The organism is Streptomyces sp. NPDC058051 (assembly GCF_042885475.1).
Lineage (GTDB): Bacteria > Actinomycetota > Actinomycetes > Streptomycetales > Streptomycetaceae > Streptomyces.
The window spans coordinates 214,789-229,529 of the sequence record NZ_JBHVRW010000006.1 but is presented as its reverse complement, the minus strand read 5'-3'; the positions used below and the strand labels follow the sequence as shown (position 1 = coordinate 229,529).

The window sequence follows — 14,741 nt, the reverse complement described above, 5'->3', positions numbered from 1 at the left end:
CGCCCTCCTTCGCGAACGTGGAGTAGATGTCGATACTCATCAGAAGTCCCATGCGGCGTCGTCGTCGGTGGCCTCGGGCTCGTCCGCGGCGGCGAACGAGGTACCGGCCATGCCGGCCGTCAGCGTCGTGCCGTCGGCCGGGTCGATCAGGAGGAAGGAACCGGTGCGCCGGGAGTCCGCGTAGGCGTCGAGGGCGAGCGGCTCCGCGGTACGGACGACGACCCGGCCGATGTCGTTGGCGACGAGCCGGCCGGGCGCCGGGTGCTGGGAGAGGTCGTCCAGCGTGAGGCGCGAGGGGATGTCCTTGACGATCGCCTTGACCGTGCGGGTGGTGTGCTTGAGCAGCACCCGCTGGCCGACGGTGAGCGGCTGGTCGGCGACGTGGCAGACGGTCGCCTCGACATCCTGGGTCACGGCCGGTGCGTCGTCGGCCGGGGCGATCAGGTCGCCGCGCGAGATGTCGATGTCGTCGGCCAGCCGGATCGTCACCGACTGGGGCGCCCAGGCGGTGTCGACGCTCTCGCCGAGCGCGTCGATCGCCGCGACCGTCGACGTACGGCCCGAGGGCAGGACGGTGACGGTCTCGCCGACGCGGAACGCGCCGGCCGCTATCTGGCCCGCGTATCCCCGGTAGTCGGGGTGCTCGGCGGTCTGCGGCCGGATGACGTACTGGACGGGGAAGCGGGCGTGGCAGGCGGTGAGGTCGTGGCTGACCGGCACCGTCTCCAGGTGTTCCAGGACGGTGGGGCCGCCGTACCAGTCCATGTGGGAGGACGGCTCCACGACGTTGTCACCGGCCAGCGCGGAGATCGGGATCGTGGTGATCTCCGGGACGCCGAGCGAGGCGGCGTACGCGGTGAACTCCTCGGCGATGGCGGCGAAGACCGGCTCCGCGTAGTCGACCAGGTCCATCTTGTTGACGGCCAGCACCACATGGGGCACCCGCAGCAGCGCGGCGACCGCGGCATGGCGGCGGGTCTGCTCGACGACACCGTTGCGGGCGTCGACCAGGACGACGGCCAGCTCGGCCGTCGAGGCGCCCGTCACCATGTTCCGGGTGTACTGCACATGTCCCGGGGTGTCGGCCAGGATGAACCGGCGGCGCTGGGTCGCGAAGTAGCGGTAGGCGACGTCGATGGTGATGCCCTGCTCGCGCTCGGCCCGCAGCCCGTCCGTGAGGAGCGCCAGGTCCGGCGTCTCCTGGCCCCGGTTGCGCGAGGCGTGCTCGACGGCCTCCAGCTGATCGGTGAGGACCGACTTGGAGTCGTGCAGCAGACGTCCCACGAGGGTGGACTTGCCGTCGTCGACGGACCCCGCGGTGGCGAACCGCAGCAGGGTGGTGGTCGACGACTGCTCTGCGTGCTGGGTGGGTGTGGTCATCTTAGAAGTACCCCTCGCGCTTGCGGTCTTCCATCGCGGCCTCGGACATCTTGTCGTCGGCACGCGTCGCGCCCCGCTCGGTGAGCCGGGACGCGGCGATCTCGCTGATCACGGCGGTCAGCGTCGTCGCGTCCGAGTCGACGGCGCCGGTGCAGGACATGTCGCCGACCGTGCGGTAGCGCACCTGCCGCGTCTCGACCCGCTCGCCCTCCCCGGGGCCGCCCCAGTCACCGGCGGTCAGCCACATGCCGGAACGGTTGAAGACCTCGCGCTCATGGGCGAAGTAGATCTCCGGCAGCTCGATGCCCTCGCGCTCGATGTACTGCCAGACGTCCAGCTCGGTCCAGTTGGAGATCGGGAAGACCCGGACGTGCTCACCGGGGGCGTGCCGCCCGTTGTAGAGCTGCCAGAGTTCGGGGCGCTGGCGGCGCGGATCCCACTGGGAGAACTCGTCGCGCAGCGAGAAGACCCGCTCCTTGGCGCGGGCCTTCTCCTCGTCCCGCCGTCCGCCGCCGAACACGGCGTCGAAGCGGTGCTGCTGGATCGCCTCGGTCAGCGGCACGGTCTGCAACGGGTTGCGAGTGCCGTCCGGGCGTTCGCGCAGCTTCCCGGCGTCGATGTACTCCTGCACGGAAGCGACGTGGAGCCGCAGCCCGTGCCGGGCCACCGCCCGGTCGCGGTAGTCCAGCACCTCGGGGAAGTTGTGCCCGGTGTCGACGTGCAGCAGCGCGAACGGCACCGGCGCGGGCGCGAACGCCTTCAGCGCCAGATGCAGCATCACGATGGAGTCCTTGCCGCCGGAGAACAGGATCACCGGCCGTTCGAACTCACCCGCCACCTCACGGAAGATGTGCACCGCCTCGGACTCCAGGGAGTCCAGGTGGCTGAGGGCGTACGGATGGCCGGTGCCCTCCGACACGGTCGCGACGCTCGTCACACTGCACCCCTCTCGCTCAGCAGCGCGTACAGCTCCGCCGCGGACTCCTGCACGGTCTGCCGGTGCGACTCGATCCGCAGGTCGGGCGACTCGGGCGTCTCGTACGGGTCGTCGACCCCGGTGAGACCGCTGATCTCGCCCGCCGCCTGCTTCGCGTAGAGCCCCTTCACATCGCGTGCGGAGCACACCTCGACCGGCGTCGCGACATGCACCTCCAGATATGCGGTGCCCTCGCTCTGGTGCCGCCCCCGCACCGCGTCCCTGCTGTCCGCGTACGGGGCGATGACGGGAACCAGTACCTTCACGCCGTTGGCCGCCAGCAGCTCGGAGACGAAACCGATCCGCTGGACGTTGGTGTCGCGGTCCTCGCGGGAGAAGCCGAGCCCCGCGGAGAGGAATTCCCGGATCTCGTCGCCGTCGAGCACCTCCACGCGGTGGCCCTCGCCGCGCAGCCGCCCGGCGAGTTCGTACGCGATGGTGGTCTTGCCCGCGCTCGGCAGACCGGTCAGCCAGATGGTGGCACCCGTCTCCGTCACGCTCATCGATATCTCCTGATCAGTCGTCATCAGCCGTGCAGCCCGCACTCGGTCTTGCCCCGGCCGGCCCAGCGTCCGGCGCGTGCGTCCTCGCCCTCCAGCACCCGGCGGGTGCAGGGCGCGCAGCCCACGGAGGCGTAACCGTCCATCAGCAGCGGGTTGGTGAGAACGCCGTGCTCCGCCACGTACGCGTCGACGTCGTCCTGCGTCCAGCGGGCGATCGGGGAGACCTTCACCTTCTGCCGCTTCGCGTCCCAGCCGACGACCGGGGTGCCCGCCCGGGTGGGGGACTCGTCGCGGCGCAGCCCGGTCGCCCAGGCCGCGTACGAGGTCAGGCCCTCCTCAAGGGGCTTGACCTTCCGCAGCTTGCAGCACAGGTCGGGGTCGCGGTCGTGCAGCTTCGGTCCGTACGCGGCGTCCTGCTCGGCCACGGTCTGCCGCGGGGTCAGGGTGATGACGTGGACGTCCATCACCGCTTCGACCGCGTCCCGGGTGCCGATCGTCTCCGGGAAGTGGTAGCCGGTGTCGAGGAAGACCACGTCGACGCCCGGGAGGGCGCGGGAGGCGAGGTGCGCCACGACCGCGTCCTCCATCGAGGAGGTGACGCAGAAGCGCTTGCCGAACGTGTCGGCGGCCCACTGGAGGATCTCCGGCGCGGAGGCGTCCTCCAGCTCCCGGCCCGCGCGCCCGGCCAGCTCCTGGAGGGCGTCCGAGGTGAGCTCTCCGGTCTGCAGGGTGTCCGTCATGTCGCGTCCCCTTCCACGTCGTTGCGCGTCAGTCCCCGGGTCAGCAGCCCGAGGAACTTCAGCTGGAACGCGCGGTTGCAGGAAGCACATTCCCAGGCCCCGTGCCCGCTCTCGTGCGGGCGCAGGTCCTCGTCGCCGCAGTACGGGCAGTGGAACGGGGCGGCGCGTTCGCTCATGACAGCGACTCCGCACCGGCCCGGGCCGCCCAGGTCGCGAACCGCTCGCCGTCCTCGCGCTGCTCCTGGAACCGCTTCAGCACCCGCTCGACGTAGTCCGGCAGTTCGGCCGAAGTGACCTTCAGGCCACGGACCTTGCGGCCGAACCCGGCCTCCAGGCCCAGCGCGCCGCCCAGGTGCACCTGGTAGCCCTCGACCTGGTTGCCGTCGGCGTCCAGGACGAGCTGGCCCTTGAGACCGATGTCCGCGGTCTGGATGCGGGCGCAGGCGTTGGGGCAGCCGTTGATGTTGATGGTGAGCGGCTCCTCGAAGTCCGGCAGGCGGCGCTCCAGTTCGTCGATCAGCGCCGCGCCGCGCGCCTTCGTCTCGACGATCGCCAGTTTGCAGAACTCGATGCCGGTGCAGGCCATCGTGCCGCGGCGGAACGGGGAGGGCTTCACCTGGAAGTCGAGCGCCTCCAGACCGGCGACCAGGGAGTCCACCTGGTCCTGCGCCACGTCCAGGATGAGCATCTTCTGCTCGACGGTGGTGCGCAGCCGGTCCGAGCCGTGCGCGGCGGCGAGGTCGGCGATCTTGGCCAGGGTGGAGCCGTCCACGCGGCCGACCCTGGGGGCGAACCCGACGTAGAAACGGCCGTCCTGCTGCTGGTGGACGCCGACGTGGTCGCGCCAGCGGGAGCTGGGCTGCTGGGGAGCGGGACCGTCGAGCAATGGGCGCTTCAGGTACTCGTCCTCCAGCACCTGGCGGAACTTCGCCGGCCCCCAGTCGGCCATCAGGAACTTCAGACGGGCACGGTTGCGCAGCCGCCGGTACCCGTAGTCACGGAAGATGCCGACGACTCCGGCCCAGACGTCAGGAACCTCGTCGAGCGGCACCCAGGTGCCCAGCCGCTCGGCGAGCCGCGGGTTGGTCGAGAGCCCGCCACCGACCCAGACGTCGAAGCCCGGGCCGTGCTCGGGGTGGACCACGCCGACGAACGCGATGTCGTTGATCTCGTGGACCACGTCCTGCACGGGCGAGCCCGAGATCGCGGTCTTGAACTTGCGCGGCAGGTTGGAGAATTCCTTGTTGCCGATGTAGCGGTCGTGGATCTCGTCGACCGCCGGGGTTCCGTCGATGATCTCGTCGGCGGCGATGCCCGCCACGGGGGAGCCGATGATCACGCGGGGGCAGTCGCCGCACGCCTCGGTGGTGGAGAGCCCGACGGCCTCCAGCTTCTCCCAGATCGCCGGGACGTCCTCGATGCGGATCCAGTGGAGCTGGATGTTCTGCCGGTCGGTGATGTCCGCGGTGCCTCGCGCGTACTCCTGCGAGATCTCGCCGATCACCCGCAGCTGCGCGGCGGTCAGCCGCCCGCCGTCGATCCGGACGCGCAGCATGAAGTACCGGTCGTCCAGCTCCTCCGGCTCCAGGATCGCGGTCTTGCCGCCGTCGATGCCGGGCTTGCGCTGGGTGTAGAGCCCCCACCAGCGCATGCGTCCACGGAGGTCGTTGGGGTCGATCGAGTCGAAGCCGCGCTTGGAGTAGATCGTCTCAATGCGCGTCCGTACGTTGAGACCGTCGTCGTCCTTCTTGAACTGTTCATTGCCGTTGAGCGGGGTGTGGTGCCCCACGGCCCACTGGCCTTCGCCACGGTGGCGTCCGGCCTTGCGGCGGGGCGTGGTGGTCGCAGGCTGTTCCGGGGTGGCGGCCATGACAGTACGTCCTTCGGGACTGCAGGTGGGCGGCTCTGAGCCGCACACTCGCGCGGAGGCGCGGCGGTGCGCGGTGGGTGCAGAGGAAAGGGGGATCGCGGCGGTGCTGGGACTCTCAGCTCGCCGGACAGATGGCGCTGGACATGCGGCCGAAGTCGACGTGGCGTCGACTCACCAAGGCAATTCCAGTTCCAGACATGACGGAAGCGTGTCACGCGAGTCTCGGAGCAGTCCACCACTATCCATGATGTGGACGGAGGCGTCCCGTGATGCGAGACGCTGTGGTGGCCGTCACTCGTCCTGCCGGGGTCGTCCCATCCTTAATGCCCGCAATCCCCCCACCTGTCGCCGCCGATCGCCGTCCGCGGCTACCGTGCCGCCCCCGGCCACGGTCCCGGCGTCGCCACCTCCGGCTCCACCTCCACCTTCGTGGCGAAGAGTGTGAAGCCGCGCCGCAGATAATTGTCCATGGCGTGCGGGCCGTCCTTGGAACACGTGTGCAGCCACACCCGCTTCGTCGGCGTCCGCTCCGGCCACCGGTCCGCCAGGTCCCAGGCGCGGGCGACGCCGTGCGCGAGCAGATGGCCGCCGATCCGGCGCCCCCGGAAGGCGGGTATCAGCCCGAAGTACATGATCTCGACCACGCCGTCGTCCTGCGGGTCCAGCTCGATGTATCCGGCCGGGGTGCCGTTCTCGTACGCCACCCAGGTCTCCGCCCCGGGCCGGTCCAGGACCTCCCGCCACTGCCCGTACGTCAGCGTGAGCCGGTCCGTCCACTGGATGTCGCCGCCGACCGCCGTGTAGAGGAACCGGCTGAACTCGGGCAGCGGGGTTCCGGACCGGACGATCGTCACGTCCCCGTCCGGGACCGCGGCGGGGCGCAGGTCGTCGGGGGAGGTCTGTTCCAGGGACCAGACGGTCACCTCGGTGGTGGGGGCGGTGTGCGCGGGGCTGTTCATGGCTGCCAGGCAACCATGCCGCGCGGCCGGGAACCAAGCCGTTACCGGGGGCCGGACAGCGGACGCCCCACGAGCGGCGGAGCCCGTCGCCCCGCGCGCCGCCACGCGGCCGTACGCACCGCCCCGCGCGCCGCCACGCGGCCGTACGCACCGCCCCGCGCGCCGCCACGCGGCCGTACGCACCGCCCCGCGCGCCGCTACACGGCCGTACGCGCACCGACCACCACCGGAGCCGTCGAGCGCGGCAGCAGATCGGCCGGATGATCCGGGTGGATCACCTCCACCTCGACCCCCTCGCCGAAGCGGTACGGGCGGTGTGCGAGGACCTCCGCGAGACGGCGGCGTATCCGGGAGATCTCCGCCCGCACCGTCACCGTCCGGGACGCGTCGCCGAAGATGTCCTGGGCCAGCTCGGACGCCGTCCGCCCCTCGCGGTGCAGCGCCAGGGCGTACAGCATCTCGGCATGGCGCGGGGAGAGACGCTGCGTGCAGGTGCCCGCCGCGCTCACGACGCTGACCGTGAGTCCGCGCGGCCGGCTCAGATCCAGCACCACCCGCCGCGGCGGACCGTCCGCGAGCGCGTCCGTGACCTGCACCAGCCAGCCGCCGGGCAGCGGCTCGACCCGGCACATGCCGAGGGACGGCAGCCACACCGGCCCCGGCCGTAACGACTTGGGCAGCGGCAGCCGGTCGGTCGGCGGCATCCCCGTCACCGCGGCGATCCAGCCATGGGCGTCCACCGCCAGGGCCCGCCCGCCCAGCCGGCACAGCAGCGGCGCCGCCACCGACCGCAGCCGGTCGATCGCCTGCCGATGACGGTTCCTGATCTCGCTCTCGGCCAGCCGTGCGACCGAACCGACCAGCGCGAGCGAGGTCGGATGGAACGTGGACACCGCACCGCTGATGTCGACGGTGCCGATCAGCCGGCCGTCCCGCGGATCACGGACCGGGGCCGCCGCACACGTCCAGTTGTGCAGACGGCGCACGAAGTGCTCCGACGAATGGACCTGGACCGGTGTGCGCGAGACGATCGCCGTACCGATCGCGTTCGTTCCCATGCTCGTCTCGGCCCAGGCCGCGCCCTCCGCCAGACAGATGCTGTCGGCCCGGCGCAGCACCCCCGTGTTGCCCTGGCGCCACAGCACCCGGCCCTCCACATCGGTGACCACCACGATCTGCTGCGCGGCGTCCACCAGGGAGACCAGGCTCTCGCTCAGCAGCGACATCACCTCGCCCAGCGTCGAGCTCCGGCGCCGGTGCTCGATCTCGTCCGTCTTCAGCAGCGTGCTCTCGACGGACTGATCCGGGTCGACACCGCTGCGCACCGCCCGCGCCCACGAGGCGCCGATCTCCGCCCGCGGAGCACTCGGCGCATCCTCGCCCGCCAACGCCGCCTCCCTGGCCCGGTGGTTCAGGCGGAGGGCCTGGGCGGACTGCGGCGCGACCGGCCGCGTCACCTCGGCGGCGCTTGTCTCCACTTCATCCCCCCAGATGCCGGGGCCGCTCGACGGCCCTCGGGTCCATCCTGCCCGCTGCTCGGAGCCCGATACTGCGCACTCCGCACAATGGTTGCAACCCTTTGCAACTCTGGCGAGAGAGTGCGGGTCCGTACGAGAGTGACGGAACACCGTACAGCGGCGCCTGTGCTCCGCCGTTCGGTGCGCACAGCATGGAGGGTGGTGCCGTGTCGGCGCAGCACCACCCTCCGTTGCTGGACCCCGGTGGCCCGACGCGTGTCAGTCCTCCACGGGCCGCGCCCGTTCCACGACCGATGCCAGATCGAGGCTGTGCGGCAGCGTCCCGAAGGCCGCGCCCCAGTCCCCGCCGAGCCGTGACGCGCAGAACGCGTCGGCGACCTCGGGCGGCGCCCAGCGCACCAGCAGTGAGCCCTGGAGCACCAGAGCCATCCGTTCGACCAGCCGACGGGCCCGCGCCTCGATGCCGCTCAGATCGGCCAGCTCCGTCAGCATGTCCTTGATCGCTCCGTCCAGCCGGTGATCGGCGCCGCGCGCCCTGCCCACCTCCTGGAGGAACGCGTCCAGCGCGAGCGGTTCCCGCTGCAGCGCCCGCAGCACGTCCAGCGCCTGTACGTTTCCCGAGCCCTCCCAGATCGAGTTGAGCGGGGCCTCGCGCAGCAGCCGAGGCATCGACGACTCCTCGACGTAACCATTGCCGCCCAGACACTCCAGCGCCTCACCCACCATCGGAGTGCACCGCTTCGTCACCCAGTACTTCGCCGCCGGCACCGCGATCCGCAGGAAGGCCGACTCGCTCTCCGACCCGGCGTCGTACGCCGCCGCCAGCCGCAGCGCCAGCACCGTGGCCGCCTCCGACTCCAGCGCAAGATCGGCCAGTACGTTGCGCATCAGCGGCTTCTCGATCAGCAGCCCGCCGAACGCGCTGCGATGGGCGCAGTGGTGGATCGCCTGCGCCGCCGCCTGCCGCATCAGTGCCGCCGAACCGACCACACAGTCCAGCCGGGTCGCCGCCACCATCTCGATGATGGTGCGCACCCCGCGCCCCTCGTCGCCGACCCGGCGGGCCCACGTACCGTCGAACTCGACCTCGCTCGACGCATTGGACCGGTTGCCGAGCTTGTCCTTCAGCCGCTGGATCGCGAACGTGTTGCGCGTGCCGTCGGGCAGCACCCGGGGCAGCAGGAAACACGTCAGGCCCCCGGGCGCCTGCGCCAGCACCAGGAAGGCGTCCGACATCGGCGCGGAACAGAACCACTTGTGCCCCGTGAGCAGATACTCACCCTCGGTCGCCAGCGGCTCGGCGCGCGTCGAGTTGGACTGTACGTCCGTGCCGCCCTGCTTCTCCGTCATGCCCATCCCGAACAGCGCACCGGCCTTCTGCGCGGCGGGCCGCAGCTCCTGCTCGTACACCGTGGACGTCAGCAGCGGCTCCCACTCGGCCGCCAGCGCCGGATCGGTGCGCAGCGCGGGCACCGCCGCGTGGGTCATCGACAACGGGCAGCCGTGCCCCGCCTCGGCCTGCGTCCACACCAGGAAACCGGCCGCCCGCCGCACATGGCCGCCGGGCCTGCCCCAGGCGTCGGTCAGACCCGCGGAGACCGCATGGCCCAGCAGCCGGTGCCAGGCCGGATGGAACTCCACCTCGTCGATGCGGTTCCCGTACCGGTCGTGGGTGTGCAGTACCGGCGGATTCTCGTTCGCCTGCGCCCCCCACGCCTGCGCCTGCGCAGAGCCCGCGGCTCTGCCCAGTTCGCCGAGTTCGTCCCGGACCTCGGCGTGGAGCTCGGCCGGCAGATGACGCCGGACCGCCTCGGTGAGCGCACGGTCGGCGCCGAAGACGTCGTAGCCGACCAGCGGCGGTACCTGATTGGACACTGTGTGGGTGGTGGCTGCCATGCGGATACGGTAAGGATGTGCAGGCAGCAAATGAAACACCCGAGCGGCCACCGGGTCGGCTCCATCGGGCCCGAGTCCTCTACCGCAACGTATCCATGCGGCAGATGGCCTGGCGGTTGCTCAAGGACACCGTCAACTCGTGCATGGAGTACCGCATTCTGGGACTCGCCGCCGAGGCGGCGTTCTTCACCCTGCTGTCCCTGCCCCCGCTGCTCCTCGGCCTGATCGGCCTGCTCGGATACGTCGACGAGTGGACCAACACCACCACGGTCGCCTCCCTCGAACGCAACATCCTCAACGCGGCGCAGACGGTGCTCAGCGAACGGGGTGTGAACGACTTCGCCAAACCGCTCCTGGCGGACGTCACCACCGGCGCCCGGCCCGACGTCATCTCCCTGGGCTTCGCGATCGCGCTCTGGTCCGGCTCCCGCGCGGTCAATGTCTTCATCGACACGATCACGGTGATGTACGGCCTCGACGGCCATCGCGGCATCGTCAAGACGCGGCTCCTCTCCTTCCTGCTGTACGTCGTCGCGCTGCTGCTCGGTGCCGTCGTGCTGCCGCTGCTCGTCGTCGGCCCCGACCGGGTCGTGGAGCTCATCCCGTGGGGTACCGAAGTCATCAGCGTCCTGTACTGGCCGTTGGTGATCCTGCTGTCGATCGCGTTCCTGACGACGCTCTACCACGTGTCCGTACCGGTCCGTTCGCCGTGGGTCGAGGACATGCCGGGTGCGCTGGTGGCGCTCGCGATGTGGGTGCTCGGCAGCTTCTTGCTGCGGATCTACCTCACCAGTACGGTCGAGGGGCCGACGATCTACGGTTCGCTGGCGGCCCCGATCGCCGTCCTGCTGTGGATCGGTATCTCCGCGTTCGCGGTGCTGGTCGGAGCCGCGGTGAACGCCGCCATCGACCGGGTGTGGCCCTCGCTGGCGACGGCCGCGGCACGCGCGGCCAACGACCGGGTCCGGACGGCCCAGGCCGCGGAACTCGTCGCGCGGGCCCAGGCGGACAACCGGGACGACGAGGACGACGAGGACGACGACGAAGGGGACAGCCCCTACATGCCGTCCGAGTTCCCGGAGCGCTGGTCGAGGTTCCTGCCGCCCGACGACGTGAAGTCCCGGCTCCAGCCGGGCCGCGACAAGGAGACGGACAGGACAGGCAGGACGGACAAGCAGGACGGACAGGACTGACAGGACGGACAGGGCGGACGAGCCGGACAGTCCGTCGGACGGCTGCGGCCCGTGCGGACGTCCTCGGGCGAGGCGGCGGTGTCGAGCGGAGGGACGGGGCTTGGGCGGCACGGGCGACGGATACGAGGAGTGGGCGTCGCGGTTCGACGGCGCCACCGTGTGGACACTGGCCGTGCCGGAAGGGCCGGTCCGTCCGGTGCTGCCCGACGGCTGCATGGACCTGATCTGGATTGGCGGACGGCTGCTCGTCGCGGGCCCGGACACCCAGGCCGTGACACCGGCCGCCTGGACGGGCGGGCGGTGCACCGGCATCCGTTTCGCGCCCGGCACGGCCCCCGCACTCCTCGGCGTACCGGCGCACGAACTGCGCGACCGCCGGGTGGACCTGGCGGACGTGTGGCCGGGTGCCGCGGTCCGCGAGCTCAACGAGCGCCTTGCCGAAGCCTGCGACCCCGCTGCCGCGCTGGAGGCCGTGGCCCTGCGGCGGGCGGCCGGTTCCGTGCCGCCCGACCCCGCGATGCGGTCCGTCGCCGCACTGCTCGGCGCGGGACGGCCGGTCGCGGACACCGCGCGTACGGTCGGCCTCGGCGTCCGTCAACTGCACCGCCGCTCACTCGCGGCCTTCGGCTACGGGCCCAAGACGCTCGCCCGGGTCCTGCGGTTGCAGCGCGCGCTCGCCCTGGCACGGTCCGGAATGCCGTACGCCGAGGCGGCGGTCGAGGCGGGCTGCGCCGACCAGGCCCATCTCGCACGGGAGATGCGCGACCTGGCCGGAACGACCCTGACCGCCCACCTCGCGCCCTCGTGACAGGTCACCCGGCAGGCTCTCAGCCGTTGCCCGCGAACAGCGACACCACGCAGCCGTCCGGGTCGAGGACCATCGCGTAACGCTGCCCCCATACCGCGTCCCACGGCTTCAGATGCCCCCGGTACCCGGCGCCGGTCAGATCGTCGTACACCGCGTCCACCTCCGCCGGGCTGTCGCAGAGGAACGCGAGCCCGAGACGTTCGCCGCCGCGCGGTGCGGTCCGGCCCGGGTCGAACGAGCGGACCACCTCCTCGGTGTCCCACAGCAGGCGCTGCCCGCCCGGGAGCGTCACTTCGACATGAGGTGCGGATTCCGCACCGGCCGGGATGTCGAGACCGAGCCGGCGGTAGAAGGTGAGCGATGCGGCCAGATCCGCGGTGATGATGCCGATCGCGTCCATACGTGGAGTCATGTGCCGACCGTAGGCCGGGCCCGGGCCACGGGTCTTGCAGGAATCGGACAGGGGCCGCGAGCCCCGGGCCCGGCCACCGAACCGCGGTCCCGGGCGGGCCCCCTCGGGGCGGGGCCTGCCCGGGACCGTGCTGCCCGGCAGGCCCCGCCGCGCCGTCACGGCGACGCGGGGCCCGCCGCGCAGTCGGCGGGTGACGTCCCCGGGTCCGTCAGTGCGAGGCCGAGCTGGGCGCGTTCGGTGACCCAGCGGCTCGGGCGGTGGCGCGGATCCCCGGTCGTGCGGTACAGCGCCCGGTGCAGCTCCAGCATGTTCCCGGCGCCGACCCGGTCGCCCCAGGCCAGTGGGCCGACGGGGTATCCGAGGCCGGTCGTGACGGCCAGGTCGATGTCGGCGGGGGTGGCGAGGGAGCGTTCCGCGATCGATGCCGCGACCGAGACGATCGAGGCAAGCAGCCGCTGAGCGACCGAGCCCGCCGTGTCCCGCACCACCGAGACCGTGTGGGGCTTCTCGCCGTGCGCCGCGCGGGCCAGCACCGCGCGGGCGTCGCGCGCGGCGGCCGGGTCCGCCGCCGGGGTCACGGCCAGCACCCGGCGCCGGCCGGCCGGAGGCAGCGGATCCACGCCGAAGGTGCGCTCGGCGGGCAGCCGGTGCCCGGCGACGGCGGAGGCGACCGTGGTGCCCCAGACCGGGACGAGGACGAGGGCGCCGGCGGACGGCTCCGGGCTTGTCTCGACGACGCGGCCCGCAGCGGCCAGCGCCTCGCGCAGCACGGCCGCGTCCCGGTCCCGGGGCGCGGTCCCGTGGACGAACACGGGGCGGTTCGCGTCGCCCGTGACCGGCGGCTCCGGTGCCGGGGCCGGCGCGTCGGCACCGTACGCGAACCAGCCGCGTCCGGTCTTGCGGCCGTGCAGGCCGGCGGCCACCCGGTTCGGGGTGAGGTAGGAGGGACGGAGCCGGTCCGCGTACCGGAAGCCTTCCCAGATCGAGTCGATCACCGTGGCCGTCACATCCAGACCGGTCAGGTCCATCAGCTCGAACGGGCCCATGCGCAGGCCCAGCACGTCACGGGCGATCCGGTCGATCTCCGCCGGATCGGCGACCGTCTCCTCCAGCAGGGCCAGGGCCTCCGTCACCAGGCCGCGGCCGGCGTGATTGACCAGGAATCCCGGGGTGTCGGCGACCGTGACCGCACGGTGCCCGCAGCTCTCGACGAGCGCGGTGAGGGCTGGCACGATCTCCGGACGGGTCGCCGCACCCGGCACGACCTCGACGACCTTCATCAGCGGTACGGGGTTGAAGAAGTGCAGCCCGGCCAGGCGCGTCGGATCCTTCAGCGCCGCGGCGATCCGGGTGACCGACAGGGACGAGGTGTTGGTCGCGAAGACGGCCGTCGCGGGAAGCGCCCGCTCCAGCCGGCCGAAGACCTCCGCCTTGGTGTCGAGATCCTCCCGCACCGCCTCGATCACCAGCTCGACGTCGGGGCCCGGCCCCCACGGGTCCTCCAGCGGGAGCAGCCGGTCCAGGGCGGCGGCGGAGTCCTCGGCGGACATCCGGCCCTTCTGCACGGCCCGTTCGAGCATGGACCGTACGAAGTCCACGGCGGCCGTCACCGCTTCCGTGCGCACGTCGCACAGCTCGACGGTGTGTCCGGCGGTCGCCGCCCACTGGGCGATGCCGCGGCCCATGGCCCCGGCGCCGACGATCCTGATACGCATGGCGGTAGCGGTCCTCTCGGCGTGTGTCATGTGATCCGTCTGATCCGTCTCGGCGAAGCGTGTGATCCGTCTCAGCGAAGATAGACGCGCGGGTCCACGTCCTCGCGCAGCAGCCGCAGTTCGGCCGCGGTCGGCGGCGGCACGGTCCCGACCGCGTCGGTCACCTGGAGATCCCAGCCGGTCGCGGCCCGCACCCGGTCGACGGTGACGCCCGGGTGGACGGTGACGCCCGGGTGGACGGCGACCGGCCGCAGCTCCTCGCCGACACCCGCGCGGGCCAGGATGCCCAGCTCGGTGATGACCCGGGTGACACCGGCGCCCAGGGGCCGGATGCCTTCGGCCAGCGCCCGGTCGGGGCCGGGGGAGGTGCAGAAGTCCAGGGTCTCGGTGAAGGAGCGCGGATGGTGGCGGCGCATCACGACGAAGACCTCGCGGGAGTTGGCCATGACCTCGACGCCGCCGCCCGAACCCGGCAGCCGGACCGAGGGGTTCTCCCAGTCGCCGATCACGGACGTGTCGAGGTTGCCCCACCGGTCGATCTGCGCGGCGCCGAGGAACCCCACGTCGATATGGCCGCCCTGGAGGACGCAGCCGAAGAGCGCGGTCATCGGGAGCACCGCCTCGGCACCGGTGATCAGGACGGCGTCGGCGATGGTCTCCGGCAGATGCGAGGGGTGGGCGCCGCAGACACCCGACCGTCGCGGAGTCGCTGACCCGCTTCTCCCCGTAGGAGCGGCTCTGCCCGTGGCACCGGGGCGGGCCGGGGCGGTTGAGGAACCGCCCCGGTCCGCCCCGGTCCCGTCTCCGCGGC

13 protein-coding genes and 1 pseudogene are annotated in these 14,741 nt (G+C 71.9%); 2 read left to right on the top strand and 12 right to left on the bottom strand.

Annotation, left to right across the window (positions count from 1 at the left end):
• Positions 1 to 39: 39 nt before the first annotated feature.
• The 9 genes from ACFVUT_RS12915 to ACFVUT_RS12875 form a co-directional block, all read right to left on the bottom strand.
• On the bottom strand, positions 40 to 1,380 hold the full coding sequence (locus ACFVUT_RS12915) for a sulfate adenylyltransferase subunit 1 (RefSeq protein WP_389651798.1): 1,341 nt from the start codon (positions 1,378 to 1,380) through the stop codon (positions 40 to 42).
• A 1-nt stretch (position 1,381) separates the two neighbouring features.
• Positions 1,382 to 2,317, bottom strand: a complete 936-nt coding sequence (cysD, locus tag ACFVUT_RS12910; protein ID WP_389651801.1) for a sulfate adenylyltransferase subunit CysD — start codon at positions 2,315 to 2,317, stop codon at positions 1,382 to 1,384.
• Complete coding sequence (gene cysC, locus ACFVUT_RS12905; protein ID WP_389651804.1) at positions 2,314 to 2,859, bottom strand: adenylyl-sulfate kinase; 546 nt, start codon at positions 2,857 to 2,859, stop codon at positions 2,314 to 2,316. Before cysC ends, cysD begins: the two co-directional genes overlap by 4 nt.
• A 23-nt stretch (positions 2,860 to 2,882) precedes the next feature.
• A complete protein-coding gene (locus ACFVUT_RS12900) occupies positions 2,883 to 3,599 on the bottom strand; it encodes a phosphoadenylyl-sulfate reductase (protein ID WP_389651807.1) in 717 nt (238 codons plus the stop codon).
• Positions 3,596 to 3,775, bottom strand: coding sequence for a hypothetical protein (locus ACFVUT_RS12895; RefSeq protein ID WP_389651810.1), 180 nt, complete (start codon positions 3,773 to 3,775; stop codon positions 3,596 to 3,598). The genes ACFVUT_RS12900 and ACFVUT_RS12895 overlap by 4 nt, the downstream gene beginning before the upstream one ends.
• On the bottom strand, positions 3,772 to 5,469 hold the full coding sequence (locus tag ACFVUT_RS12890; protein ID WP_389651813.1) for a nitrite/sulfite reductase: 1,698 nt from the start codon (positions 5,467 to 5,469) through the stop codon (positions 3,772 to 3,774). The genes ACFVUT_RS12895 and ACFVUT_RS12890 overlap by 4 nt, the downstream gene beginning before the upstream one ends.
• 368 nt (positions 5,470 to 5,837) lie before the next feature.
• Complete coding sequence (locus tag ACFVUT_RS12885) at positions 5,838 to 6,428, bottom strand: GNAT family N-acetyltransferase (protein WP_389651816.1); 591 nt, start codon at positions 6,426 to 6,428, stop codon at positions 5,838 to 5,840.
• 197 nt (positions 6,429 to 6,625) lie between these two features.
• The gene (locus ACFVUT_RS12880; protein WP_389651819.1) at positions 6,626 to 7,906 is read right to left on the bottom strand and encodes a GAF domain-containing protein; all 1,281 of its coding nucleotides are present in this window, start codon (positions 7,904 to 7,906) and stop codon (positions 6,626 to 6,628) included.
• Between the two features lie 258 nt (positions 7,907 to 8,164).
• The gene (locus ACFVUT_RS12875; RefSeq protein ID WP_389651822.1) at positions 8,165 to 9,802 is read right to left on the bottom strand and encodes an acyl-CoA dehydrogenase family protein; all 1,638 of its coding nucleotides are present in this window, start codon (positions 9,800 to 9,802) and stop codon (positions 8,165 to 8,167) included.
• 17 nt (positions 9,803 to 9,819) lie between these two features.
• On the opposite strand from ACFVUT_RS12875, the gene ACFVUT_RS12870 reads away from it, so the two are divergent.
• The gene (locus ACFVUT_RS12870) at positions 9,820 to 10,995 is read left to right on the top strand and encodes a YihY/virulence factor BrkB family protein (protein ID WP_389651825.1); all 1,176 of its coding nucleotides are present in this window, start codon (positions 9,820 to 9,822) and stop codon (positions 10,993 to 10,995) included.
• Between the two features lie 100 nt (positions 10,996 to 11,095).
• On the top strand, positions 11,096 to 11,803 hold the full coding sequence (locus ACFVUT_RS12865) for a DUF6597 domain-containing transcriptional factor (protein WP_389651828.1): 708 nt from the start codon (positions 11,096 to 11,098) through the stop codon (positions 11,801 to 11,803).
• Positions 11,804 to 11,822: 19 nt separating this feature from the next.
• Here the strand turns inward: ACFVUT_RS12865 and ACFVUT_RS12860 are convergent, their stop codons facing one another.
• The 3 genes and pseudogenes from ACFVUT_RS12860 to ACFVUT_RS12850 form a co-directional block, all read right to left on the bottom strand.
• Positions 11,823 to 12,215, bottom strand: a complete 393-nt coding sequence (locus ACFVUT_RS12860) for a VOC family protein (protein ID WP_389651831.1) — start codon at positions 12,213 to 12,215, stop codon at positions 11,823 to 11,825.
• Positions 12,216 to 12,370: 155 nt separating this feature from the next.
• Positions 12,371 to 13,930, bottom strand: a complete 1,560-nt coding sequence (locus tag ACFVUT_RS12855) for a 3-hydroxyacyl-CoA dehydrogenase (RefSeq protein ID WP_389651834.1) — start codon at positions 13,928 to 13,930, stop codon at positions 12,371 to 12,373.
• 71 nt (positions 13,931 to 14,001) lie between these two features.
• Positions 14,002 to 14,625, bottom strand: a pseudogene (locus ACFVUT_RS12850) (CoA-transferase subunit beta); the annotation flags it as partial.
• Positions 14,626 to 14,741: the final 116 nt, after the last annotated feature.

Excerpts from the sequence above, each read along its gene's own strand:
- ACFVUT_RS12875 (WP_389651822.1), bottom strand. The coding sequence starts at position 9,802 with ATGGCAGCCACCACCCACACAGTGTCCAATCAGGTACCGCCGCTGGTC.
- ACFVUT_RS12885 (WP_389651816.1), bottom strand. The coding sequence starts at position 6,428 with ATGAACAGCCCCGCGCACACCGCCCCCACCACCGAGGTGACCGTCTGG.
- ACFVUT_RS12855 (WP_389651834.1), bottom strand. The coding sequence starts at position 13,930 with ATGCGTATCAGGATCGTCGGCGCCGGGGCCATGGGCCGCGGCATCGCC.
- ACFVUT_RS12915 (WP_389651798.1), bottom strand. The coding sequence starts at position 1,380 with ATGACCACACCCACCCAGCACGCAGAGCAGTCGTCGACCACCACCCTG.
- ACFVUT_RS12890 (WP_389651813.1), bottom strand. The coding sequence starts at position 5,469 with ATGGCCGCCACCCCGGAACAGCCTGCGACCACCACGCCCCGCCGCAAG.
- ACFVUT_RS12860 (WP_389651831.1), bottom strand. The coding sequence starts at position 12,215 with ATGACTCCACGTATGGACGCGATCGGCATCATCACCGCGGATCTGGCC.
- ACFVUT_RS12895 (WP_389651810.1), bottom strand. The coding sequence starts at position 3,775 with ATGAGCGAACGCGCCGCCCCGTTCCACTGCCCGTACTGCGGCGACGAG.
- ACFVUT_RS12900 (WP_389651807.1), bottom strand. The coding sequence starts at position 3,599 with ATGACGGACACCCTGCAGACCGGAGAGCTCACCTCGGACGCCCTCCAG.
- cysC (WP_389651804.1), bottom strand. The coding sequence starts at position 2,859 with ATGAGCGTGACGGAGACGGGTGCCACCATCTGGCTGACCGGTCTGCCG.